Origin of the sequence: Bacillus sp. A01H, assembly GCF_045277205.1 — a bacterium.
In the GTDB taxonomy this organism is placed as follows: domain Bacteria; phylum Bacillota; class Bacilli; order Bacillales; family Bacillaceae_G; genus Bacillus_A; species Bacillus_A paranthracis.
The window spans coordinates 5331954-5350297 of the sequence record NZ_CP117702.1 but is presented as its reverse complement, the minus strand read 5'-3'; the positions used below and the strand labels follow the sequence as shown (position 1 = coordinate 5350297).

Sequence of the window (18344 nt, the reverse complement as noted above, 5' to 3'; positions counted from 1 at the left end):
AAATGATCCGTACGGAAGAAATGCTTTTGAATGTAGGTCCTCAGCATCCGAGTACGCACGGTGTGTTCAGGCTCGTTATTAAAATTGACGGGGAAATTATTAAAGAAGCTACACCGGTTATTGGATATTTGCATCGCGGGACCGAAAAGATTGCAGAGAGCTTACAGTATACGCAAATTATCCCTTATACAGATCGGATGGATTATTTATCGGCTATGACGAATAATTACGTCATTTGCCATGCTGTAGAGACGATGATGGGGCTTGAAATCCCGGAGCGTGCCGAATACTTGCGAGTACTTGCAATGGAGCTTGGAAGGATTGCGAGCCACCTCGTTTGGTGGGGGACAAATCTTCTTGATATAGGAGCGGTTAGCCCGTTTTTGTACGCGTTTCGTGAACGAGAGATGATTATAAATTTATTAAACGAATTATGCGGTGCCCGGCTTACTTTTAACTATATGAGAGTCGGCGGTGTAAAGTGGGATGCACCGGATGGTTGGATTGAAAAAGTGGAAGAATTTGTTCCGTATATGAGAGAACAATTGGCAGGGTATCATGATCTTGTTAGCGGCAATGAGATTTTCTTAAATCGTGTAAAAGGCGTTGGTATATATAGCGCGGAGGAAGCGATTTCGTATTCTTTAAGCGGAGCGAATTTGCGGTGCACCGGAGTAAACTGGGATCTTCGCAAGGATGAACCGTACTCCATTTACGACCGTTTTGATTTCGATATTCCTGTTGGGAGCGTGGGGGATGCTTGGGATCGCTACGTTTGCCGCATGAAGGAAATTGAGGAGTCGTTAAAAATTGTCGAGCAAGCAGTCCAGCAGTTCCCGAAAGAAGGAGCAGTACTTGCGAAAGTACCGAAAATTATTAAGGCTCCTAAAGGGGAAGCATTCGTCCGTATAGAGTCGCCGCGAGGAGAGATTGGTTGCTATATTGCTAGTGACGGAAAGAAAGAGCCGTACCGCTTGAAGTTTCGCAGGCCGTCTTTTTACAATTTGCAAATTTTACCGAAGTTATTGAAAGGCGAAAACATCGCCAATTTAATTACGATTTTAGGTGGAGTGGATATAGTACTTGGGGAGGTTGATGGCTAATGATTGAAACGCTCTTACAATCACCTTCTAGCTGGACGAATTTCTTCATTTTTTTCGGATTAGCGGTGCTCCTATTATTTGCAGTCCTTGGCTTCGTTACATATGGTATTTTGGCAGAACGGAAAGTGATGGGTTTTATGCAAGGGCGGATTGGGCCAAACCAAGTCGGGGGCCGGTTTGGTCTGTTGCAAACGGTAGCCGATGTTTTAAAACTATTATTGAAAGAAGATAGTATTCCGAAGGCGGCAGATAAACCGTTGTTTATATTAGCACCTGTCATTGCGTTCGCACCAGCATTTATGGTGCTTGCAGTCATCCCATTTACTGATAAATTTCAGTTCGCGGATATTGGCGTAGGCTTACTGTATTACATTGCTGTTTCTGGTATTACGACGATTGGTGTCGTAACCGGAGGATGGGCATCGAATAATAAATATTCCCTTTTAGGAGGGATGCGTGCAGCGGCGCAAATGATTTCTTATGAAATTCCGCTCGTAATGAGTGTAATTGGGATCGTTTTGTTAGCTGGTAGCTTAAATTTAAATGAAATCGTAGCAGCACAGGAAAATGTTTGGTACATTTTCGTGCAACCAATCGGTTTCATCGTATTTTTAATCGCAGCAGTAGCAGAGTTAAATAGGACGCCGTTTGATTTACCAGAAGCTGAGTCGGAGCTTGTTTCTGGATATCATACGGAATACTCAGGGTTTCGCTGGGCGTTCTTTATGCTTTCAGAGTACGTATATTTCTTCGGGATGGCATCTTTAATTACAGTGCTCTTTTTAGGCGGATGGAATCCAGTTATGTTCCTTGGATTTATCCCAGGTGCCGTATGGTTTGCTTTAAAGTTTAGCAGTGTAGTTTTTCTATTAATTTGGTTCCGCGTTACGTTTCCGCGTATAAGAGGTGATCAGTTAATGGAGTTTGGCTGGAAAGTATTATTGCCAATTGCACTTGCAAATATTTTCTTAACGGCATTGATTAAGGAGTTATTCTTCTAATCTATGAAGGGGGTGCCAGTAAGAGATGAAAGGGCTATTTAAAGGATTAAAATATACATTAAGCAATTTGAGTAAGAAGAAGGTGACGTATGATTATCCGAATCAACCGTTGCCATTGCCAGATCGTTTTCGAGGAATTCAAAAGTTTTATCCAGAAAAGTGTATCGTTTGTAACCAGTGCTCCAACATTTGTCCGACAGACTGTATTCAGTTAACGGGGAAAAAACATCCGGATCCTACGAAAAAAGGAAAAATTATTGACACGTACGATATTAATTTTGAAATTTGTATTCTTTGTGATTTATGTACAGAAGTTTGTCCGACAGAAGCGATTGTTATGACAAATAACTTTGAACTCGCGGAATATTCACGGGATGACTTATTTAAAAATTTGCAGTGGCTTGATGAAAACGACGAAAACGTCAGGAAGGAGAATAAAGCATGAATGGCGAGTTTATAGCATTCTTTATACTATCCTTGTCTGCAATTATCGGCGGCGTTCTTATGTTGAATTTAACGAAGGTCATGCATATGATGCTAGCTCTCGTTCTAACATTTCTCAGCATTGCAGGTTTGTACTTTCTTTTATCAGCTGAATTTATCGGGGTTGCACAAATTTTACTTTACTCGGGTGCGATCACAATTATTATGATTTTTGGCATTATGTTAACGAAACATAACGCAGAAAATGAATCGCGTCTTACTCTTCGAAAATGGATTATCTTCTTTGCGGTTGTAGCATTTGGGGCCGTTATGTATTTCGCTGTTAACAATATTGATTTTGCAAATGAAAGCACACAAGGAAGTTTACCTCTCCATGAAAAAAACACACTTCAAATCGGTACACTTCTCTATTCAAAATATATTATTCCATTTGAGCTAACCTCAGTTATTTTACTTGTAGCACTTGTCGGTGCAATTATTCTTGCGAAGAAGGATGAGAAAGAGGAGGATTCCAATGAGTAGCGTGCCTGCTTCTGCGTATTTAACGCTTGCGATTATTTTGTTTTGCATCGGTTTGTTTGGAGCTTTAACGAAGCGCAATACAGTGATTGTATTAGTTTGTATTGAATTAATGCTGAACGCAGCCAATTTAAACTTAGTAGCGTTTAGTAAATTAGGTTTGTTCCCAAATGTAACAGGGCAAATTTTCTCTCTGTTTACGATGGCTGTAGCAGCAGCGGAGGCGGCGGTAGGACTCGCCATTTTAATTGCTTTATATCGTAATCGTACGACAGTTCATATAGATGAAATGGATACGCTTAAAGGATAACATTGTGACCGAAAAGGGGGAAGGAAACAATGATCGATTATGCATGGCTCATACCGCTTTTCCCGCTTGTTTCGTTTTTGTTATTAATTATATTCGGGAAGAAAATTAGAGAAGGAAGCAGTGTACTTAGTATTTTCTTCGTCTTTCTCTCCTTTATATTTGCGGTACTTGTATTAATAGAAAGATTTTCGACAGTACCAGTGAAGCATAAGTGGGTATGGCTTAGAGCTGGAGATATTGATATATCATTTGGCTTTGAAGTGACAGCATTAGGGGCTTTAATGTTGTTTATCGTTACACTTGTGAGTTTACTTGTACACGTGTATTCGAAAGGTTATATGAAAGGTGAGGAAAGATTACCAACCTTTTATGCCTATTTAGGACTCTTTACATTTGCGATGCTCGGGCTTGTTATATCACCGAATTTATTACAGCTTTATATATTTTGGGAGTTAGTCGGCCTCGGTTCGTTCTTACTCATCGGTTTTTATTTCTTTAAAGAAGAAGCGAAGGCTGCTGCGAAGAAGGCTTTTATTATGACACGTATTGGCGATGTCGGTTTATTTATTGGGATGATCTTAATTTTCTGGCATGCAGGTAGTTTTGAATATGACGCAATTTTTAGAGCGATTCATACGGGTGATCTGACTCCGACAATGATTACAATAACGGCGATATTAATTTTTATCGGGGCGATGGGGAAATCAGGTCAGTTCCCGCTTCATACGTGGTTACCGGATGCGATGGAAGGGCCGACGCCTGTTTCGGCACTTATTCATGCGGCGACAATGGTCGCAGCTGGCGTATATTTAGTGGCAACGATGTTTCCGCTATTTTCAGCAAGTGCGGTGGCGATGCAGACGGTAGCAATTGTTGGCGCCTTTACTGCAATCTTTGCAGCTTCCATCGGTCTTGTACAAACGGATATAAAGAGAGTACTTGCTTATTCTACAGTTAGCCAGCTCGGGTATATGATGCTTGCATTAGGATCTGCCGGTTATGTAGCTGGTGTGTTCCATTTAACGACACACGCTTTTTTTAAAGCGTTGCTATTTTTGGCGGCAGGAAGTGTCATTCATGCCGTGCATACGCAAAACATTAATAAAATGGGCGGTTTACAGAAGAAGATGAAAGTAACAGGTGCCTTATTTTTAATCGGTACTCTTGCAATTAGTGGTGTGCCACTCCTTTCCGGTTTCTTTAGTAAAGATGAAATTTTAGCGGCAGCTTGGATGAACGGCAATTATGTTTTATTCGTCTTAGCGATAATTGCAGCATTCCTAACAGCGTTCTACATGTTCCGCCTATACTTTCTTGTCTTTACTGGGGAAGCGAAGACGAAGGAAGATGTGCATGAATCGCCCCGCATCATGACGTATCCGATGATTGTCCTTGGCGTTCTTGCAGTCGTGGCAGGCTATATAAATACACCGTGGTTTGGAACGTTTCTCGGGGATTGGCTTACGAAAGATGTAGCATTTAAAGTGCGAGAGGCACACGGACCAGTTTGGATTATGATTGTTGCGACGCTCGTTTCTTTGACAGGGATTGCTCTTGCATATGTCATATATGGCAAGAAATCTATTGCTAGAGATTGGGCTGGTGGCGAGGACTCGCCTCTTTATAAACTTTTGAAAGAAAAATATTATGTGGATGAACTATACAATATGACGGTGCTCCTTATTACGAAAGGAATCGCTCATGTGCTTCGCCTATTTGAAGTGTATGTAGTCGAAGGAATTGCCGTTTTAATAGGGAGTTTAGTGAAAGGGATAAGTGCAATTGGCTCTAGACTTCAAAACGGAAATGTACAAGTGTACGGGACTGTAACAGCTGTTTCACTTGCAGTACTCTTCATTATTTTGCTCTATACGGGAGGGGATTTACGATGAATGATTTGTTATTAACGTTCTTCATTTTTTCCCCGCTTTTAGGAATTCTCTTACTTACATTAACACCGAAAAAAGAATCACGTACAGTGCGAGCGCTCGGTTTATTTGGAACGGTGCTTCCATTCGGAATGGCTATCGTCCTCGCTTGTACATATGCTTCCGGAAAGAGTTTGTCTCTATTTGATGAAAAAGTGAAATGGATTACATTTGGGGATTTTGCAGCGGTGGATAAAAGGTGGTTTTCCATTTATTACGAGCTTGGTATTGATGGTTTATCGCTCGTTATGATGGTACTGACGGCTCTTCTAGCGATGCTTGCAGCAATTGCGGCATTTACGATTAAAAGGAATTTGAAAGCATTTTATATGCTGTTACTCATGTTAGAAATAGGGATGCTCGGTGTCTTCGCTGCTCAAAATTTAATGTTGTTCTTTATCTTCTTTGAAATTACATTGCCACCGATGTTTTTATTAATTGGGAAGTGGGGGAAATTGTCGAGTGAAAAGGCTGCTTATAGTTATTTAATATATAACGGTATTGGCTCCGCTATTTTGCTTATCGTTTTCTCGGTTTTATTTGCGAAAACAGGTACAACAAATATTACAGAGCTTAAAGAAATATTAACGAGTGTAGGTGCTGGTGGAGGAATGGCTGTCCCAAATAGCTTACAGTTCGGCTTGTTTCTTAGCATAATGATCGCTTTTGCGATTAAACTACCCGTTTTCCCGTTACATCGCTGGATGGTCAATGTACATATTGAAGCACATCCGGCTGTCGTTATGCTTCATGCAGGTGTTTTATTGAAGATTGGAGCATACGGTATAATCCGCTTCGGACAGGGGCTATTCCCAGAATACTTTCGCGAGTTTGCAACGCTCATTGCGATTTTAGGAGTTATCAATTTATTGTACGGAGCCTTCTTAGCGCTCATTCAAACGGACTTCCGGAAGGTGCTTGCTTACTCTAGTATTTCGCATATGGGTATTGTATTAATGGGCCTTGCGGCGTTAAATGCACCAGGTACACAAGGCGCTTTATTCCAAGTTGTTTCGCACGGTTTAATTGCAGCCTTACTCTTTTTCTTACTTGGTGTTATAGAACAGCGTTTTGGAACATCAAATATTACAGCGCTTGGCGGACTTACAAAAAGTGTACCAGTACTTAGCGGTTTCTTCTTAGCGGGAGGAATGGCATCGCTTGGATTGCCGGGAATGTCTGGATTTGTTAGCGAGTTTCTTGCCTTTCTCGGTTTATTCCAAGGGGAGCCAGTTATTGCTACGGCCGGAGTACTTGGCATCATTTTAACTGCTGTATACGTATTAAGAGCAACCCTTCAAGTAACATTTGGTAAGAAAGAGTGGGAAGCGAAAGCTGATATACACGGATGGGAGTATGTCCCGATTTTACTACTTATCTTCTGCATTATTGCAATTGGAGTAATGCCAGAAATACTAGGGGATCCGCTTCAAAATACATTGAAAACATTGGGGGTGAAGTAGGGTGGATATGAATACGTTACTTAGCTTATCATGGCATCTCATGGTGCCAGAATTCATCATTCTCGGAGCTGCCATCCTTCTTTCCATATGTGATTTGTTTTTTAAGCTGAACCATAGGTATGTAGCGCTTGGTGCAATCGCAGCTATCGTATTAGCGATCGTATCATTAATTACGCTATACGGTGAACCAGCGGGAGATATTTTAAATGGATCTTTTGTGTTAGATGGATTTTCAAAAGGATTTAAAACGTTGTTGTTAGGCGGGGCGGCCCTCATTTTGTGCACCGCAATGAGCGATGATAAGAAAAATCCAATTGAAGATAAGGGAGAGTATTATTACTTATTTTTAATGGCGCTTCTTGGGGCGATGTTTATGGCTTCTAGCGTTGATTTCGTTACACTTTTCGTCGGTTTAGAATTGCTTTCACTTTCTTCCTACATTTTAGTAGGAATACGAAAACAGAACCGTGCATCAAATGAGGCGGCCATGAAATATGTCATTAATGGAGGAATTGGAACGGCAATTACACTCTTTGGAATGAGTTACTTATACGGCATTACAGGGTCAACTAATATCGTGGATATGCAAAAAGTATTTGCCGGGGAACTGGCTGGTGGTATTCAGTTATTGCTAGCTCTCGCATTTCTACTATTACTCGTTGGCCTCTCATTCAAAATTGCGACAGTGCCGTTTCATATGTGGGCGCCTGATGTGTATGAAGGGGCAGCTACACCCGTTACTGCTTTTCTTGGAACAATTTCTAAAATTGCTGGGTTTTTACTCATTATTCGTCTGTTCCTCATGGTTTTTGCAAGTGTATCGGTGCAAGGAGACATGCAATCTTTATACGGACGTATGAGCATATACATCGCTGTGCTAGCTAGTATTACGATGATTATTGGAAATGTAGTCGCATTAAAGCAATATAACGTAAAACGCTTATTTGCTTATTCAGGAATCGCGCATGCAGGATATTTACTCGTACCGCTTGTAGCATTATCGCCATTTACGATGGATAGCATGTGGTTTTACATGCTTGCGTATATGCTTATGAATATAGGCGCGTTTGCAATTATCCACGCCTTAATCTTACAAAGCGACAAAGAAAATATCACCATTTTCACCGGATTATATAAAAGATCGCCATTTACAGCAATCGTTATGACGATTTTTATTTTATCGCTAGCGGGGATACCAGGAACAGCTGGTTTCATTGGGAAAATTAACATCTTTTTAGGGGCCCTTCATGTAGAGCCAGCTCATTACGTACTAGCTTCTATTATGATGGGGACGACAGTCATTTCATTCGTATATTATTTCCGTATTTTACAGCAAATGTTTTTCCGTACAGGAGAAGTAGAAGAGAAAATTCGGTTGCCACTCAATATAAAGGTTGTGATGAGCCTTTGCGCAATTTCGATTGTAATACTAGGGATTATGCCGATGATTGGATACAATTTCTTTTATGAATATTTTCCATTAATGAAAGATTTCTTCTTCTTAGGGAACGTGGTACAATAGTGAAAATAAAAGGTGTGGAGTCGTTACTCTGCGCTTTTTATTTTGTGTGAACTACAATTGAAAATGCATATAAGTATACGCTTTTAAAGAGAAAAATTACGATGTAACATGTAAGATGCTTATTTGTATTTGAAAAAGTGTGGCTTCTACTTATTATGGTATCGTTTTTATAAGATTTCGTAAGTAGTAGCTAGGTAAAAAGGGGTCGGTTTTTTGGCACATCTTTTAGGGCAACAAGCACTGATTGCCATTGTTTCGCATTTATTGTTTATTACCATTACGTGGTGGGCCTTACAAGGTATTCACATTGAGCGTTTAATGAAGCCTGGAAAGGTGATGCAGACGAGAGTATTACTCATCTTAATTACAATTGCAATTGGGACATCTGTAAGTAACTTTTTCCTTGATTATTTAGGCTATTCAAAGAGTTTAACGTATTTAGTAAAGTAAGTGTATAGAACCTCAAATCTCCGTTAACAATGGGGATAGGAGGGGATGAAATTGAAGCTTAAAGCCATTCTTATTGTTGCACTTAGTGTTGTTTTATTTTTGGTTGGATATAGAGAGATGAAACCGATAAGCGATGAACAGAAGATGGAGAACATGATCGCAGCTGTAGAGAAAAATGATGCTAAAGTAGAGAAATGGTCATGGTTAGCACGAGAAACAAAAACAATTTCTAATATACATACGTTTCAAAAGTTGTTAAACGATGTGAAGGATAAGGCGAATATTCAAAAGTGGGAATTAGAGCAATCTCCAGATGGATATAAAGCTACATCCTATAAAAAATTTTCTTCCTATGAAGAACGAGTAGTAGTAACTTGGAGTAAGGAAAATACTAAAGAAAACACTTTCATTATCTTTGAAGTAAGCGGGGCAAAATGGGACCCGAAGTATATTCAGAAAACGAATAAAATTTTTAGTGAAAAACCTATAATTTACACTTGTGTTCAAGGTGTACTGAATGATAAGATTGAAGGTGTTTTGCAAAATAAAACCAATCAGGTTTTGAAAGATCTTTCAGCAAGAGCGATCGAACAGATAGAAGAAAGAGCATTTGTGTCAGTCTCCGCATACAATAAAAAGTGGGATGACGCTCTTTCAACAAATAGAGAGAAAATAAATGTGCAAATAGCAATACGTTCTACAGACAACAAAGCTACAATTGTGGTTGGCACACCGATCATAACTTCTGAGTATTGAGTGAATAGATACTGAAAAAAGGACACGGAGGGGAATAATTTGGAAAAGATCATCGTCCGTGGCGGAAAGCGGTTAAACGGCACAGTGCGTGTTGAGGGCGCAAAAAATGCTGTATTACCTATAATCGCTGCAGCCCTATTAGCGAGTGATGGAAAGAATGTACTATCTGAAGTACCAGTTTTGTCTGATGTATACACAATTAATGAGGTATTACGTCATTTAAATGCTGAAGTCGTATTTGAAAATAACAAAGTAACAATCGATGCTTCTAAAGAGCTAAACATTGAAGCACCATTTGAATATGTACGTAAAATGCGTGCATCTGTTCAAGTAATGGGACCTTTATTAGCACGTAACGGTCGTGCTCGTATTGCACTTCCTGGTGGATGTGCAATTGGTTCACGTCCAATTGACCAACATTTAAAAGGCTTCGAAGCAATGGGAGCAAAAGTACAGGTTGGTAACGGTTTTGTTGAGGCATACGTTGAGGGAGAACTAAAAGGAGCTAAAATTTATTTAGACTTCCCAAGCGTGGGCGCGACAGAAAACATTATGTCTGCAGCTACATTAGCAAAAGGGACAACAATCCTTGAAAACGCAGCGAAAGAACCAGAAATCGTTGACTTAGCTAACTTCTTAAATGCGATGGGAGCGAAAGTACGCGGAGCTGGAACTGGAACGATTCGTATCGAAGGCGTTGATAAATTATATGGTGCAAACCACTCTATTATTCCTGACCGTATTGAAGCGGGAACATTCATGGTTGCAGCGGCAATTACTGGTGGAGACATCTTAATTGAAAATGCTGTGCCTGAACATTTACGCTCAATTACAGCGAAGATGGAAGAAATGGGTGTTAAAATTATTGAGGAAAATGAAGGTGTACGTGTTATCGGCCCAGATAAGTTAAAAGCGGTTGATATTAAAACTATGCCTCACCCAGGTTTCCCAACAGACATGCAATCACAAATGATGGCATTATTACTACAAGCTGATGGAACAAGTATGATTACAGAAACGGTATTTGAAAACCGCTTTATGCACGTTGAAGAATTCCGTCGTATGAATGCTGATATTAAAATCGAAGGTCGTTCTGTTATTATGAACGGTCCAAACAGCTTACAAGGTGCTGAAGTAGCAGCAACTGATTTACGTGCTGCAGCTGCATTAATCTTAGCTGGTTTAGTATCAGAAGGTTACACTCGTGTAACTGAGTTAAAACATCTTGACCGTGGCTATGTAAACTTCCATAAGAAATTAGCTGCATTAGGTGCAACTATTGAACGTGTAAACGAAAAAGTAGAAGAAGTGAAAGAACAAGAAGTTTCTGATCTTCACGCTTAATTGAAATAGTCTCTATGTCTTTTGACATAGAGGCTATTTTTTTGGGCTTATTACTGTTATAGTCAAGAAATTCTATACTTATGCACGTACCAGTAAAAATATTTAGAAAATTTTTGTTTTATATGGTTCCCCTTAAGTATGTTCTAAAAGAAAGAGTTGTTCCATAAGAATGAATGGAGTAAAGCTTTTTCATATTGGGGGAAATAAGATGAAATTTTTAAAGCCACTTTTTATTACAGTAGCGCTTCTCATAGCGCTCGTTATCATTGTACCTGCTGCTCTTGTGATTCCGTTTGCGAAAGCAAAAGTAGAGGAAAAAGCAGCTTCTAAAACTCCTCCAGCGATAGAAAGTATACCAGCTCCAGGGAAAGTGGATACAGCGGTTCAAGTTGCTGTATATCGCGAGAAACAGAAAAAGGTAGAGTCATTACCTATGGAGGAGTATGTGACCGGTGTAGTAGCTTCTGAGATGAATGCCAGTTTTGAAATAGAGGCGCTAAAGGCGCAGGCATTAGCAGCGAGAACATTTGTCGTGCAGCGTATGCTAAGCGGAGGTAAGAAAAACAATGCGGACGTGACAGATACGGTGAAAGATCAAGTGTACAAAAGCAAAGAAGAATTGAAAAAACAATGGGGCAATAACTACGAAAATAATTTGAAGAAAATCGAAGAAGCTGTTTCGAAAACCGCAGGACAAGTTTTAACGTATGACGGAAAGCCAATCTCAGCATCCTTCTTCTCAACGAGTAATGGCCGGACAGAAAATGCAGCCGATTATTGGGGAAATGATTATCCGTACTTAAAGAGTGTAGATAGTCCGTGGGATCAAGCTTCTCCGAAATTTACGAGTGAGCAAACCTTTACCGTAGCTGACTTTCAAAAACGTCTCGGTGTGAAAGTGTTAGCAGACGGAAAAGTTGGCGACATTAAAGGGCGTACGGAAGGAAAACGTGTAAAAGATGTAGCATTTCAAGGGAAAACATTAACCGGAAGAGATGTGCGTGACAAATTAGATTTACGCTCCTCTGATTTCACGTGGAAACAAGAGGGAGATAAAATCGTTGTTACGACGAAGGGCTTCGGTCACGGCGTTGGCATGAGCCAATACGGCGCGAACGGCATGGCAGCAGAAGGCAAGAAATATACAGATATCGTCGCTCATTACTACAAAGGCGTTGAAATAAAGACGATGAACGATTATGAAGGTAAGTTGATGGTGAAGAAGTAGGTGTCAGGGTCTCCTGGCACCTGCTTTTTGTTTAAAATATCATAATTTTCCATTAATTGTTTGGTATAATAAGATAAAAAGTATTTGGGGGAGACAAAATGGCGTTACTGGAGTTGAAACAATTAGGTAAGACGAACCAGTTACCGGCAGTTGAACTGAAGGTTGAGAAGGGGCAATGTGTTGTTTTGCAATGTAATAACCATACAGCTAAAGTGTTACATCGTATTATTATTGGTGAGGAAGAAGCTTCAACTGGCAATGTGCTATTTGAAGATGAAGTGATTGGAAAGAGAAATTATTCTCGCATCGGCTTTTGTTTTTTGAAAGATGAAGCATATGATCGTTTGAAGGTAAAGGAATACTTCAAGTTCTTAATAGGGCTTTATGAATCAAATATGAGTACGGAAGAAGTTGTACAATATGTCGGCCTTTTAGATAAATTAAACGTTAAAATAGAAAAACTATCATTTTCAGAGAAACGTCGTCTTCATATTGGGCGAGTTATGATCCATAATCCGGATTTAGTTATTTTGGAAGAACCAGAGCAAAATGTAGATACAGAGAGTACGATTATGATTCGAAAAGCAATTATGAAAATGAAAGAGCAAGGAAAGGCAATTTTTATTACATCATCGTTTCTATCGGACGCCCTTTCGTTAACAGAAGATGTATACATATTAAACAATGATGGTGTGAAAAAAATAGAAATCGAACAAGAAGAAGCAGAAGAGGTCGATGAAGAAAAAGTCGTTCAAATGATTCCGCAAATGAAGTTAGAAAGAATACCAGCGAAAGTAAACGATAAAATCATTTTATTAGACCCAATGGAAATCCATTTCATTGAAACGCAAAACGGAGTGACACATATTCATGTTCGTGAAGGGGATTTCGTATGCGCATTAACATTAAGTGAACTAGAAGTAAGATTAACAGGTTTTGGTTTCTTTAGATGTCATCGCTCTTACCTTGTGAATTTACAAAGAGTACGAGAAGTAATTACTTGGACTCGTAACAGTTTCAGCTTAATTTTAGACGACGAAAGAAAAAGTTCAATTCCGCTTTCGAAAGGACGAATGGATGAGTTGAAAGGTGTAATTGGGCTATAAAAAGTACTCCAATAAGCTCAAAATACGATTCATTCACCGGTAAAAATACTCCTTTTACCGGTATTTTACTGCGTAAACCCTTTGATTTTCATATGATGGAGTCAAGAAAAGCGAAACAAACAAACGAAAAGCGCTAAAGCGACTTTCATCTATAAAAGCAAAAAACAAAGGGGATGACGAGATGACATTGGCAATTGAAATGAAAGATGTAATGAAAAGTTTCAACGAAAAAACGGCACTTCGAAATGTAAATATTGAGGTGAAGCAAGGAGAAATTTTTGGATTCCTCGGACCGAGTGGATCTGGGAAAACGACGACAGTAAAAATATTAACTTCTCAATTACTTCATAGCGTTGGAACGGTAAAAGTATTAGGGAAAGATATTACAGGGCCAAGCAGCATCGATTATAAACGAATTGGTATTTTAACAGACAATAGTGGCTTATATGAAAGGCTTAGTATTTATGATAACTTACTATTATTTTGTGACTTATACGATTGTAAAAAAGAACGAATCGATGAAGTGCTAGCGCAAGTGAATCTATTAGATGATAAAAAAACATTAGTAAAGAAATTATCAAAAGGAATGAAGCAGCGCGTCACATTAGCTAGAGCAATCCTTCATAAACCAGATATCCTCTTCTTAGACGAACCGACATCTGCACTTGATCCAGTTAACGTACAAAACATTCATAAAGTCTTAAAAGATTTAAATAAAGAAGGAACGACAATTTTTTTAACGACGCACAATATGGAAGAAGCAGAGACGCTTTGTAACCGCATTGCCTTTCTATGTAGCGGAGAAATTGTAGCGCTTGATACACCAGAAAATCTTCGCTTGCAGTACGCGAAAGATCAAATACAGGTCGTATTAAAAGATAAGCAAAAAGAAGTCGTGCAAAAAGACGAATTAGGTGCAAAACGCATTTCAGAATGGATGAAAAAAGGCGAGTTACTATCGATTCATTCACACGAACCAACGCTAGGCGATATCTTTATTGAAGTTACTGGGAGGGGATTATAATGACATTTTCAATGAGACGATTTTCAGCTATTTTTCGGAAAGAGGTACAGGATATTAAAGCAAATGCATCTGTACTCGTAATGGCAGCACTGCCACTTGTATTTTCTTTTGTTTATCAACAGATGGATGGACCGAAAGAACAAATCGCTAATATGGTAACTTTAATGGCCTTAACAATGGTAGGAAGCTTTGTTCAAGCGGCTTTAATTGCGGAAGAAAAAGAAAAGCACACACTACGTGTGATGATGTTATCACCAGCATCATCGTTAGAAGTATTATTAGGGAAAAGTGCATTAACAGCTCTTATTACATTTGTAATTTGTATTAGTAACTTTGCTATTTTAGGTGTAATGAAGGGGAATATGGTTTTAATCACTCTATTTTTACTTGTTAGTATATTTTTCTTCCTTATGTTAGGTACGGCGATTGGATTAATAGCTAAAACAACGGCTTCAACATCAGTAGTAGGTATGCCGATTCTATTTGTTTTTCTTTTAGCTCCAATGTTCGGGCAATTTATTAAAAGTGATTTTGTAAAAAAAGCAATCGATTTTCTCCCAACGAAACATCTTGCAGATGCAATGCCGAAATTGCTAGCTGGAAAAGGATTTTCAACTGTTAGTGGTGATTTAATCAATATTATAATTTGGTGTGTGCTTTCAATTATTCTTTGTATTGTAATTTACAAAAAGAAACAAATGGACTAAAAACTGAGCTGAAACGCTCAGTTTTTTCTTTTTTCTATCATTTCCTCGGAAATTTTGTAATTCCTATACATATTTTTACAGATTTTGTCGAAAAGTAATTAGTTATACGTTGTATAGGATACGTGAATATTGTTCAAAATGATTGCTGAGGTGATGATGGAATGCGAGGAAGAAATAATAAAAAGTCGCAAAAGGTAGTACATTTATTTCAAAAAAGATGGGTATTTCCGGCACTATACATTGCTTGTGCAGCGGTAATCTTAATGGTTGCGCTATGGTTCCAAGGAGCTAATCCGAAGAAGACTCCGAACCAAGATCAAGCAACGCCGTATACACAAACGGAAGATCCAGCAGTACCAGTAACGAAGTCTTCAGAAGTAGTGAAAATGCCAGCTCCTGCTAATGCGGAAGTAGTTGTACAGAAGAAGTTCTATGAAGATGCAGCAACTGAGGCGGAACAAGAAAAAGCACTTGTCTTTTATAACAACACATATTCCCCGAACAAAGGAATTGACATTGCTGCGAAGAATGGAAAAGAATTCAATGTTACAGCTGCTTTAAGTGGTACAGTAACGAAAGCTGAAAAAGATTCACTTCTTGGTTATGTTGTAACAGTTGATAGCGGAAATGGTGTAGCAGCTTCTTATCAAAGCTTAGGCAGTGTAAAAGTAGAAAAAGGTGCACGAGTTGTACAAGGTGAAGTATTAGGAAAATCCGGTCTAAGTGCCATGAATAAAGAAGCAGGTTCTCATGTTCACTTTGAAGTACGTAAAGACAATGTGGCTGTGAACCCTGAGCGCTACTTAAATAAGTCAGTAGCAGAAATTAAAGCTGATGCAGGTGCTGCAAAGGCAACGAACGCTTCTGGTAAAAAAGCTGATGACAAATCTCAAAAAGAAGAAAAGTCAACGAGCACGAAACCAGAAAGTAAAACAGAAGACAAGTCTCAAAAAGAAGAGAAATCAACTAGCGGTTCAACTGGTGACAAAAAAGAAGAACCGAAGAAAGAAGAAAAATCAACAAATGGTTCTACAGAATCATCTAACAGTTCTTCTTCACAAGAATAAGAAAGTGAAAAAATCAGTTCTCACTAGGAGAGCTGATTTTTTTATTTCCATATAAAAATACTCAATTTCGAGAAAAAAGTTGCAATAACAAGGAAAAATGACGAGATTCTCGAATATATATTACAAAAAGGAGGGGATACTGTGTCATTTTTGTTTGTTCTGTCGACTGCTATTATTTTATTGTTTGTTTTATTTACTTTATATTATTACATTGCCGGTAAGAAAGAGGTTCCCCACCATCAATTGTTAGAAGAAGAGTTAGAACGAGAAGAATGACACCTTGTATACAAGGTGTCATTTTTTTCGCCAAAATAGTCACTGTTAACGTATTTCTCACAAAAAACGTAATTTTTCTTAACTTAGTCCGCAAAAATAGTGAACATGTAGCATATATCAGTAGTGCGGGCAATACAATGGTATAAACCAAAGCAAAGAGAGTGTTTGAGGTGAGAAATCGTGAATCATTTCATTATAAATCCAAGAATGTTTAACGCTTACAAACAGCACTCACACTTACTTCTAAGTCGTATGCAGCGAGGCTCATTTCACCCTTCTCACATCCAATTTAGGGAGGCGAGTGGTGTGCACGATTACATCAAAGAGAGAACTATCAAGATTGGTAAGTATATCGTGGAGACAAGAAAGACAGTGCGTGTCATTGCAAAGGAATTTGGGGTATCAAAGAGTACAGTCCATAAAGATTTAACGGAACGTCTACCAGAAATTAATCCAGAGCTCGCAAATGAAGTGAAAGAAATTCTTGATTATCATAAGTCTATTCGTCATTTAAGAGGCGGAGAAGCAACAAAGCAAAAGTATAGAAAAGAAGATGTAGAAAAGCCGGTACGTCAATAAGTATGCGATTGCAAACATTCCGTTTCAATTCGGTAATATTTTTCAGAAGAATTCTTTTTGCGAATATTACGTTTCTGTTAAATTTATGATAAAATCAGAAATTAGGTGTAAAAGAATTCGGGTGTAACCTGATTTTGAATATCGAGGAGGAAAAAACGGGAATGTTTGCGCGAGATATCGGAATTGACCTAGGTACGGCTAACGTATTAATCCATGTTAAAGGTAAGGGTATTGTATTAAATGAGCCATCTGTTGTTGCTATTGATCGTAACACAGGTAAAGTATTAGCAGTAGGTGAAGAAGCAAGAAGTATGGTGGGACGTACGCCTGGTAATATTGTAGCCATTCGTCCACTAAAAGATGGTGTAATCGCAGATTTCGAAATTACAGAAGCAATGTTAAAGTATTTCATTAACAAATTGGACGTAAAGAGCTTCTTTTCAAAACCTCGCATTTTAATTTGTTGTCCAACAAATATCACATCAGTAGAACAAAAAGCAATTCGTGAGGCTGCTGAACGTTCAGGTGGTAAAACAGTATTTTTAGAAGAAGAACCAAAAGTAGCCGCAGTTGGTGCTGGTATGGAAATCTTCCAACCAAGCGGTAACATGGTTGTTGATATTGGTGGAGGTACAACGGATATCGCTGTACTATCTATGGGTGATATTGTTACCTCTTCCTCTATCAAAATGGCTGGCGATAAGTTTGATATGGAGATCTTAAACTACATTAAACGTAAGTATAAGCTATTAATCGGAGAACGTACTTCAGAAGATATTAAAATTAAAGTTGGTACAGTATTCCCAGGTGCACGTAGCGAAGAACTTGAAATTCGCGGACGTGACATGGTAACAGGTTTACCACGCACAATTACAGTATGCTCAGAAGAAATTACAGAAGCATTAAAAGAAAATGCAGCTGTTATTGTACAAGCTGCAAAAGGCGTACTAGAGCGCACACCACCAGAATTATCAGCGGACATCATCGACCGCGGTGTCATTCTAACAGGCGGTGGAGCTTTACTACACGGCATTGACATGCTCCTAGCAGAAGAACTAAAAGTACCAGTATTAATTGCTGAAAACCCAATGCACTGCGTTGCGGTTGGTACAGGTATTATGTTAGAGAATATCGATAGATTACCAAAGCGTGCTTTACGATAAAGTGAAAGGAACTAAGGTGTAAACCTTAGTTCCTTTTTTTTGTATTTTTATTTTTTTATTTCGATTTTTTGAGAAAATAGAAGAAAAATAAAGAAAAACGAAGAATATAGGTAAAATATTCATATATATGGTTAAATTTAATATTTCCGTATTTGAAAACGTTTATAATATAATGAGTCGAATACGACATTAAGGCAAATCATGTGTTAATACATATTGCCTTTCCCTAATCTGGGCATACACTCTTTTCTACCTCCGTGTCAGTTGCAAGGATATGCAACTATTTTAAGAGAATAGAGTGTATGCATTTTTTTATAAATAGGAAGTAAAGTTTCACTTTATAATGACAAACAA

The 18344-nt window shown here is 38.6% G+C and carries 19 protein-coding genes; all 19 read left to right on the top strand.

The genetic code is table 11. From position 1 onward, the window contains the following. The first annotated feature begins 2 nt into the window (after positions 1 to 2). The 19 genes from nuoD (at position 3) to PSR14_RS28365 (ending at position 17990) form a co-directional block, all read left to right on the top strand. Positions 3 to 1103: an NADH-quinone oxidoreductase subunit NuoD gene (nuoD, locus tag PSR14_RS28455; RefSeq protein ID WP_000621432.1), complete on the top strand. Its 1101-nt coding sequence runs from the start codon at positions 3 to 5 to the stop codon at positions 1101 to 1103. Continuing rightward, entirely contained in the window at positions 1103 to 2104 is a 1002-nt protein-coding gene (gene nuoH, locus PSR14_RS28450; RefSeq protein WP_000573429.1) for an NADH-quinone oxidoreductase subunit NuoH, read from the top strand. Before nuoD ends, nuoH begins: the two co-directional genes overlap by 1 nt. Before the next feature lie 25 nt (positions 2105 to 2129). Next, entirely contained in the window at positions 2130 to 2549 is a 420-nt protein-coding gene (gene nuoI, locus PSR14_RS28445; RefSeq protein ID WP_000677191.1) for an NADH-quinone oxidoreductase subunit NuoI, read from the top strand. Continuing rightward, positions 2546 to 3070 carry an NADH-quinone oxidoreductase subunit J gene (locus PSR14_RS28440; RefSeq protein WP_001012803.1) on the top strand — a complete coding sequence of 175 codons (525 nt, stop codon included), beginning with the start codon at positions 2546 to 2548 and terminating at the stop codon, positions 3068 to 3070. The genes nuoI and PSR14_RS28440 overlap by 4 nt, the downstream gene beginning before the upstream one ends. Next, positions 3063 to 3377, top strand: a complete 315-nt coding sequence (gene nuoK, locus PSR14_RS28435; RefSeq protein ID WP_071742081.1) for an NADH-quinone oxidoreductase subunit NuoK — start codon at positions 3063 to 3065, stop codon at positions 3375 to 3377. Before PSR14_RS28440 ends, nuoK begins: the two co-directional genes overlap by 8 nt. Before the next feature lie 29 nt (positions 3378 to 3406). After that, positions 3407 to 5269, top strand: a complete 1863-nt coding sequence (nuoL, locus tag PSR14_RS28430; protein WP_098486903.1) for an NADH-quinone oxidoreductase subunit L — start codon at positions 3407 to 3409, stop codon at positions 5267 to 5269. Beyond that, positions 5266 to 6768 (top strand): NADH-quinone oxidoreductase subunit M, encoded by a 1503-nt coding sequence (locus PSR14_RS28425; protein ID WP_098486904.1) that lies wholly within the window; start codon positions 5266 to 5268, stop codon positions 6766 to 6768. The genes nuoL and PSR14_RS28425 overlap by 4 nt, the downstream gene beginning before the upstream one ends. A gap of 7 nt (positions 6769 to 6775) precedes the next feature. Further along, a complete protein-coding gene (gene nuoN / locus PSR14_RS28420; protein ID WP_142328634.1) occupies positions 6776 to 8290 on the top strand; it encodes an NADH-quinone oxidoreductase subunit NuoN in 1515 nt (504 codons plus the stop codon). Between the two features lie 213 nt (positions 8291 to 8503). Next, a complete protein-coding gene (locus PSR14_RS28415) occupies positions 8504 to 8740 on the top strand; it encodes a DUF1146 family protein (RefSeq protein ID WP_000940742.1) in 237 nt (78 codons plus the stop codon). Between the two features lie 51 nt (positions 8741 to 8791). Then, on the top strand, positions 8792 to 9496 hold the full coding sequence (locus PSR14_RS28410) for a YwmB family TATA-box binding protein (RefSeq protein WP_392387635.1): 705 nt from the start codon (positions 8792 to 8794) through the stop codon (positions 9494 to 9496). Positions 9497 to 9535: 39 nt separating this feature from the next. Then, positions 9536 to 10840: a UDP-N-acetylglucosamine 1-carboxyvinyltransferase gene (gene murA, locus PSR14_RS28405; RefSeq protein WP_000411259.1), complete on the top strand. Its 1305-nt coding sequence runs from the start codon at positions 9536 to 9538 to the stop codon at positions 10838 to 10840. Positions 10841 to 11048: 208 nt separating this feature from the next. Beyond that, positions 11049 to 12068, top strand: coding sequence for a stage II sporulation protein D (spoIID, locus tag PSR14_RS28400; RefSeq protein ID WP_098486907.1), 1020 nt, complete (start codon positions 11049 to 11051; stop codon positions 12066 to 12068). A 98-nt stretch (positions 12069 to 12166) separates the two neighbouring features. After that, positions 12167 to 13174 (top strand): LytTR family transcriptional regulator DNA-binding domain-containing protein, encoded by a 1008-nt coding sequence (locus tag PSR14_RS28395; protein ID WP_098486908.1) that lies wholly within the window; start codon positions 12167 to 12169, stop codon positions 13172 to 13174. A 181-nt stretch (positions 13175 to 13355) separates the two neighbouring features. Continuing rightward, complete coding sequence (locus PSR14_RS28390) at positions 13356 to 14198, top strand: ABC transporter ATP-binding protein (RefSeq protein ID WP_000170843.1); 843 nt, start codon at positions 13356 to 13358, stop codon at positions 14196 to 14198. Then, the gene (locus PSR14_RS28385; protein WP_000144424.1) at positions 14198 to 14905 is read left to right on the top strand and encodes an ABC transporter permease; all 708 of its coding nucleotides are present in this window, start codon (positions 14198 to 14200) and stop codon (positions 14903 to 14905) included. The genes PSR14_RS28390 and PSR14_RS28385 overlap by 1 nt, the downstream gene beginning before the upstream one ends. 161 nt (positions 14906 to 15066) lie before the next feature. Next, a complete protein-coding gene (locus PSR14_RS28380) occupies positions 15067 to 15972 on the top strand; it encodes a M23 family metallopeptidase (protein ID WP_001214940.1) in 906 nt (301 codons plus the stop codon). A 141-nt stretch (positions 15973 to 16113) separates the two neighbouring features. Continuing rightward, positions 16114 to 16248 carry a hypothetical protein gene (locus tag PSR14_RS28375; protein ID WP_000008903.1) on the top strand — a complete coding sequence of 45 codons (135 nt, stop codon included), beginning with the start codon at positions 16114 to 16116 and terminating at the stop codon, positions 16246 to 16248. 306 nt (positions 16249 to 16554) lie between these two features. Further along, positions 16555 to 16827, top strand: coding sequence for a sporulation transcriptional regulator SpoIIID (spoIIID, locus tag PSR14_RS28370; RefSeq protein ID WP_000544012.1), 273 nt, complete (start codon positions 16555 to 16557; stop codon positions 16825 to 16827). 161 nt (positions 16828 to 16988) lie between these two features. Continuing rightward, on the top strand, positions 16989 to 17990 hold the full coding sequence (locus PSR14_RS28365; RefSeq protein ID WP_000457987.1) for a rod shape-determining protein: 1002 nt from the start codon (positions 16989 to 16991) through the stop codon (positions 17988 to 17990). Positions 17991 to 18344 lie beyond the last annotated feature (354 nt).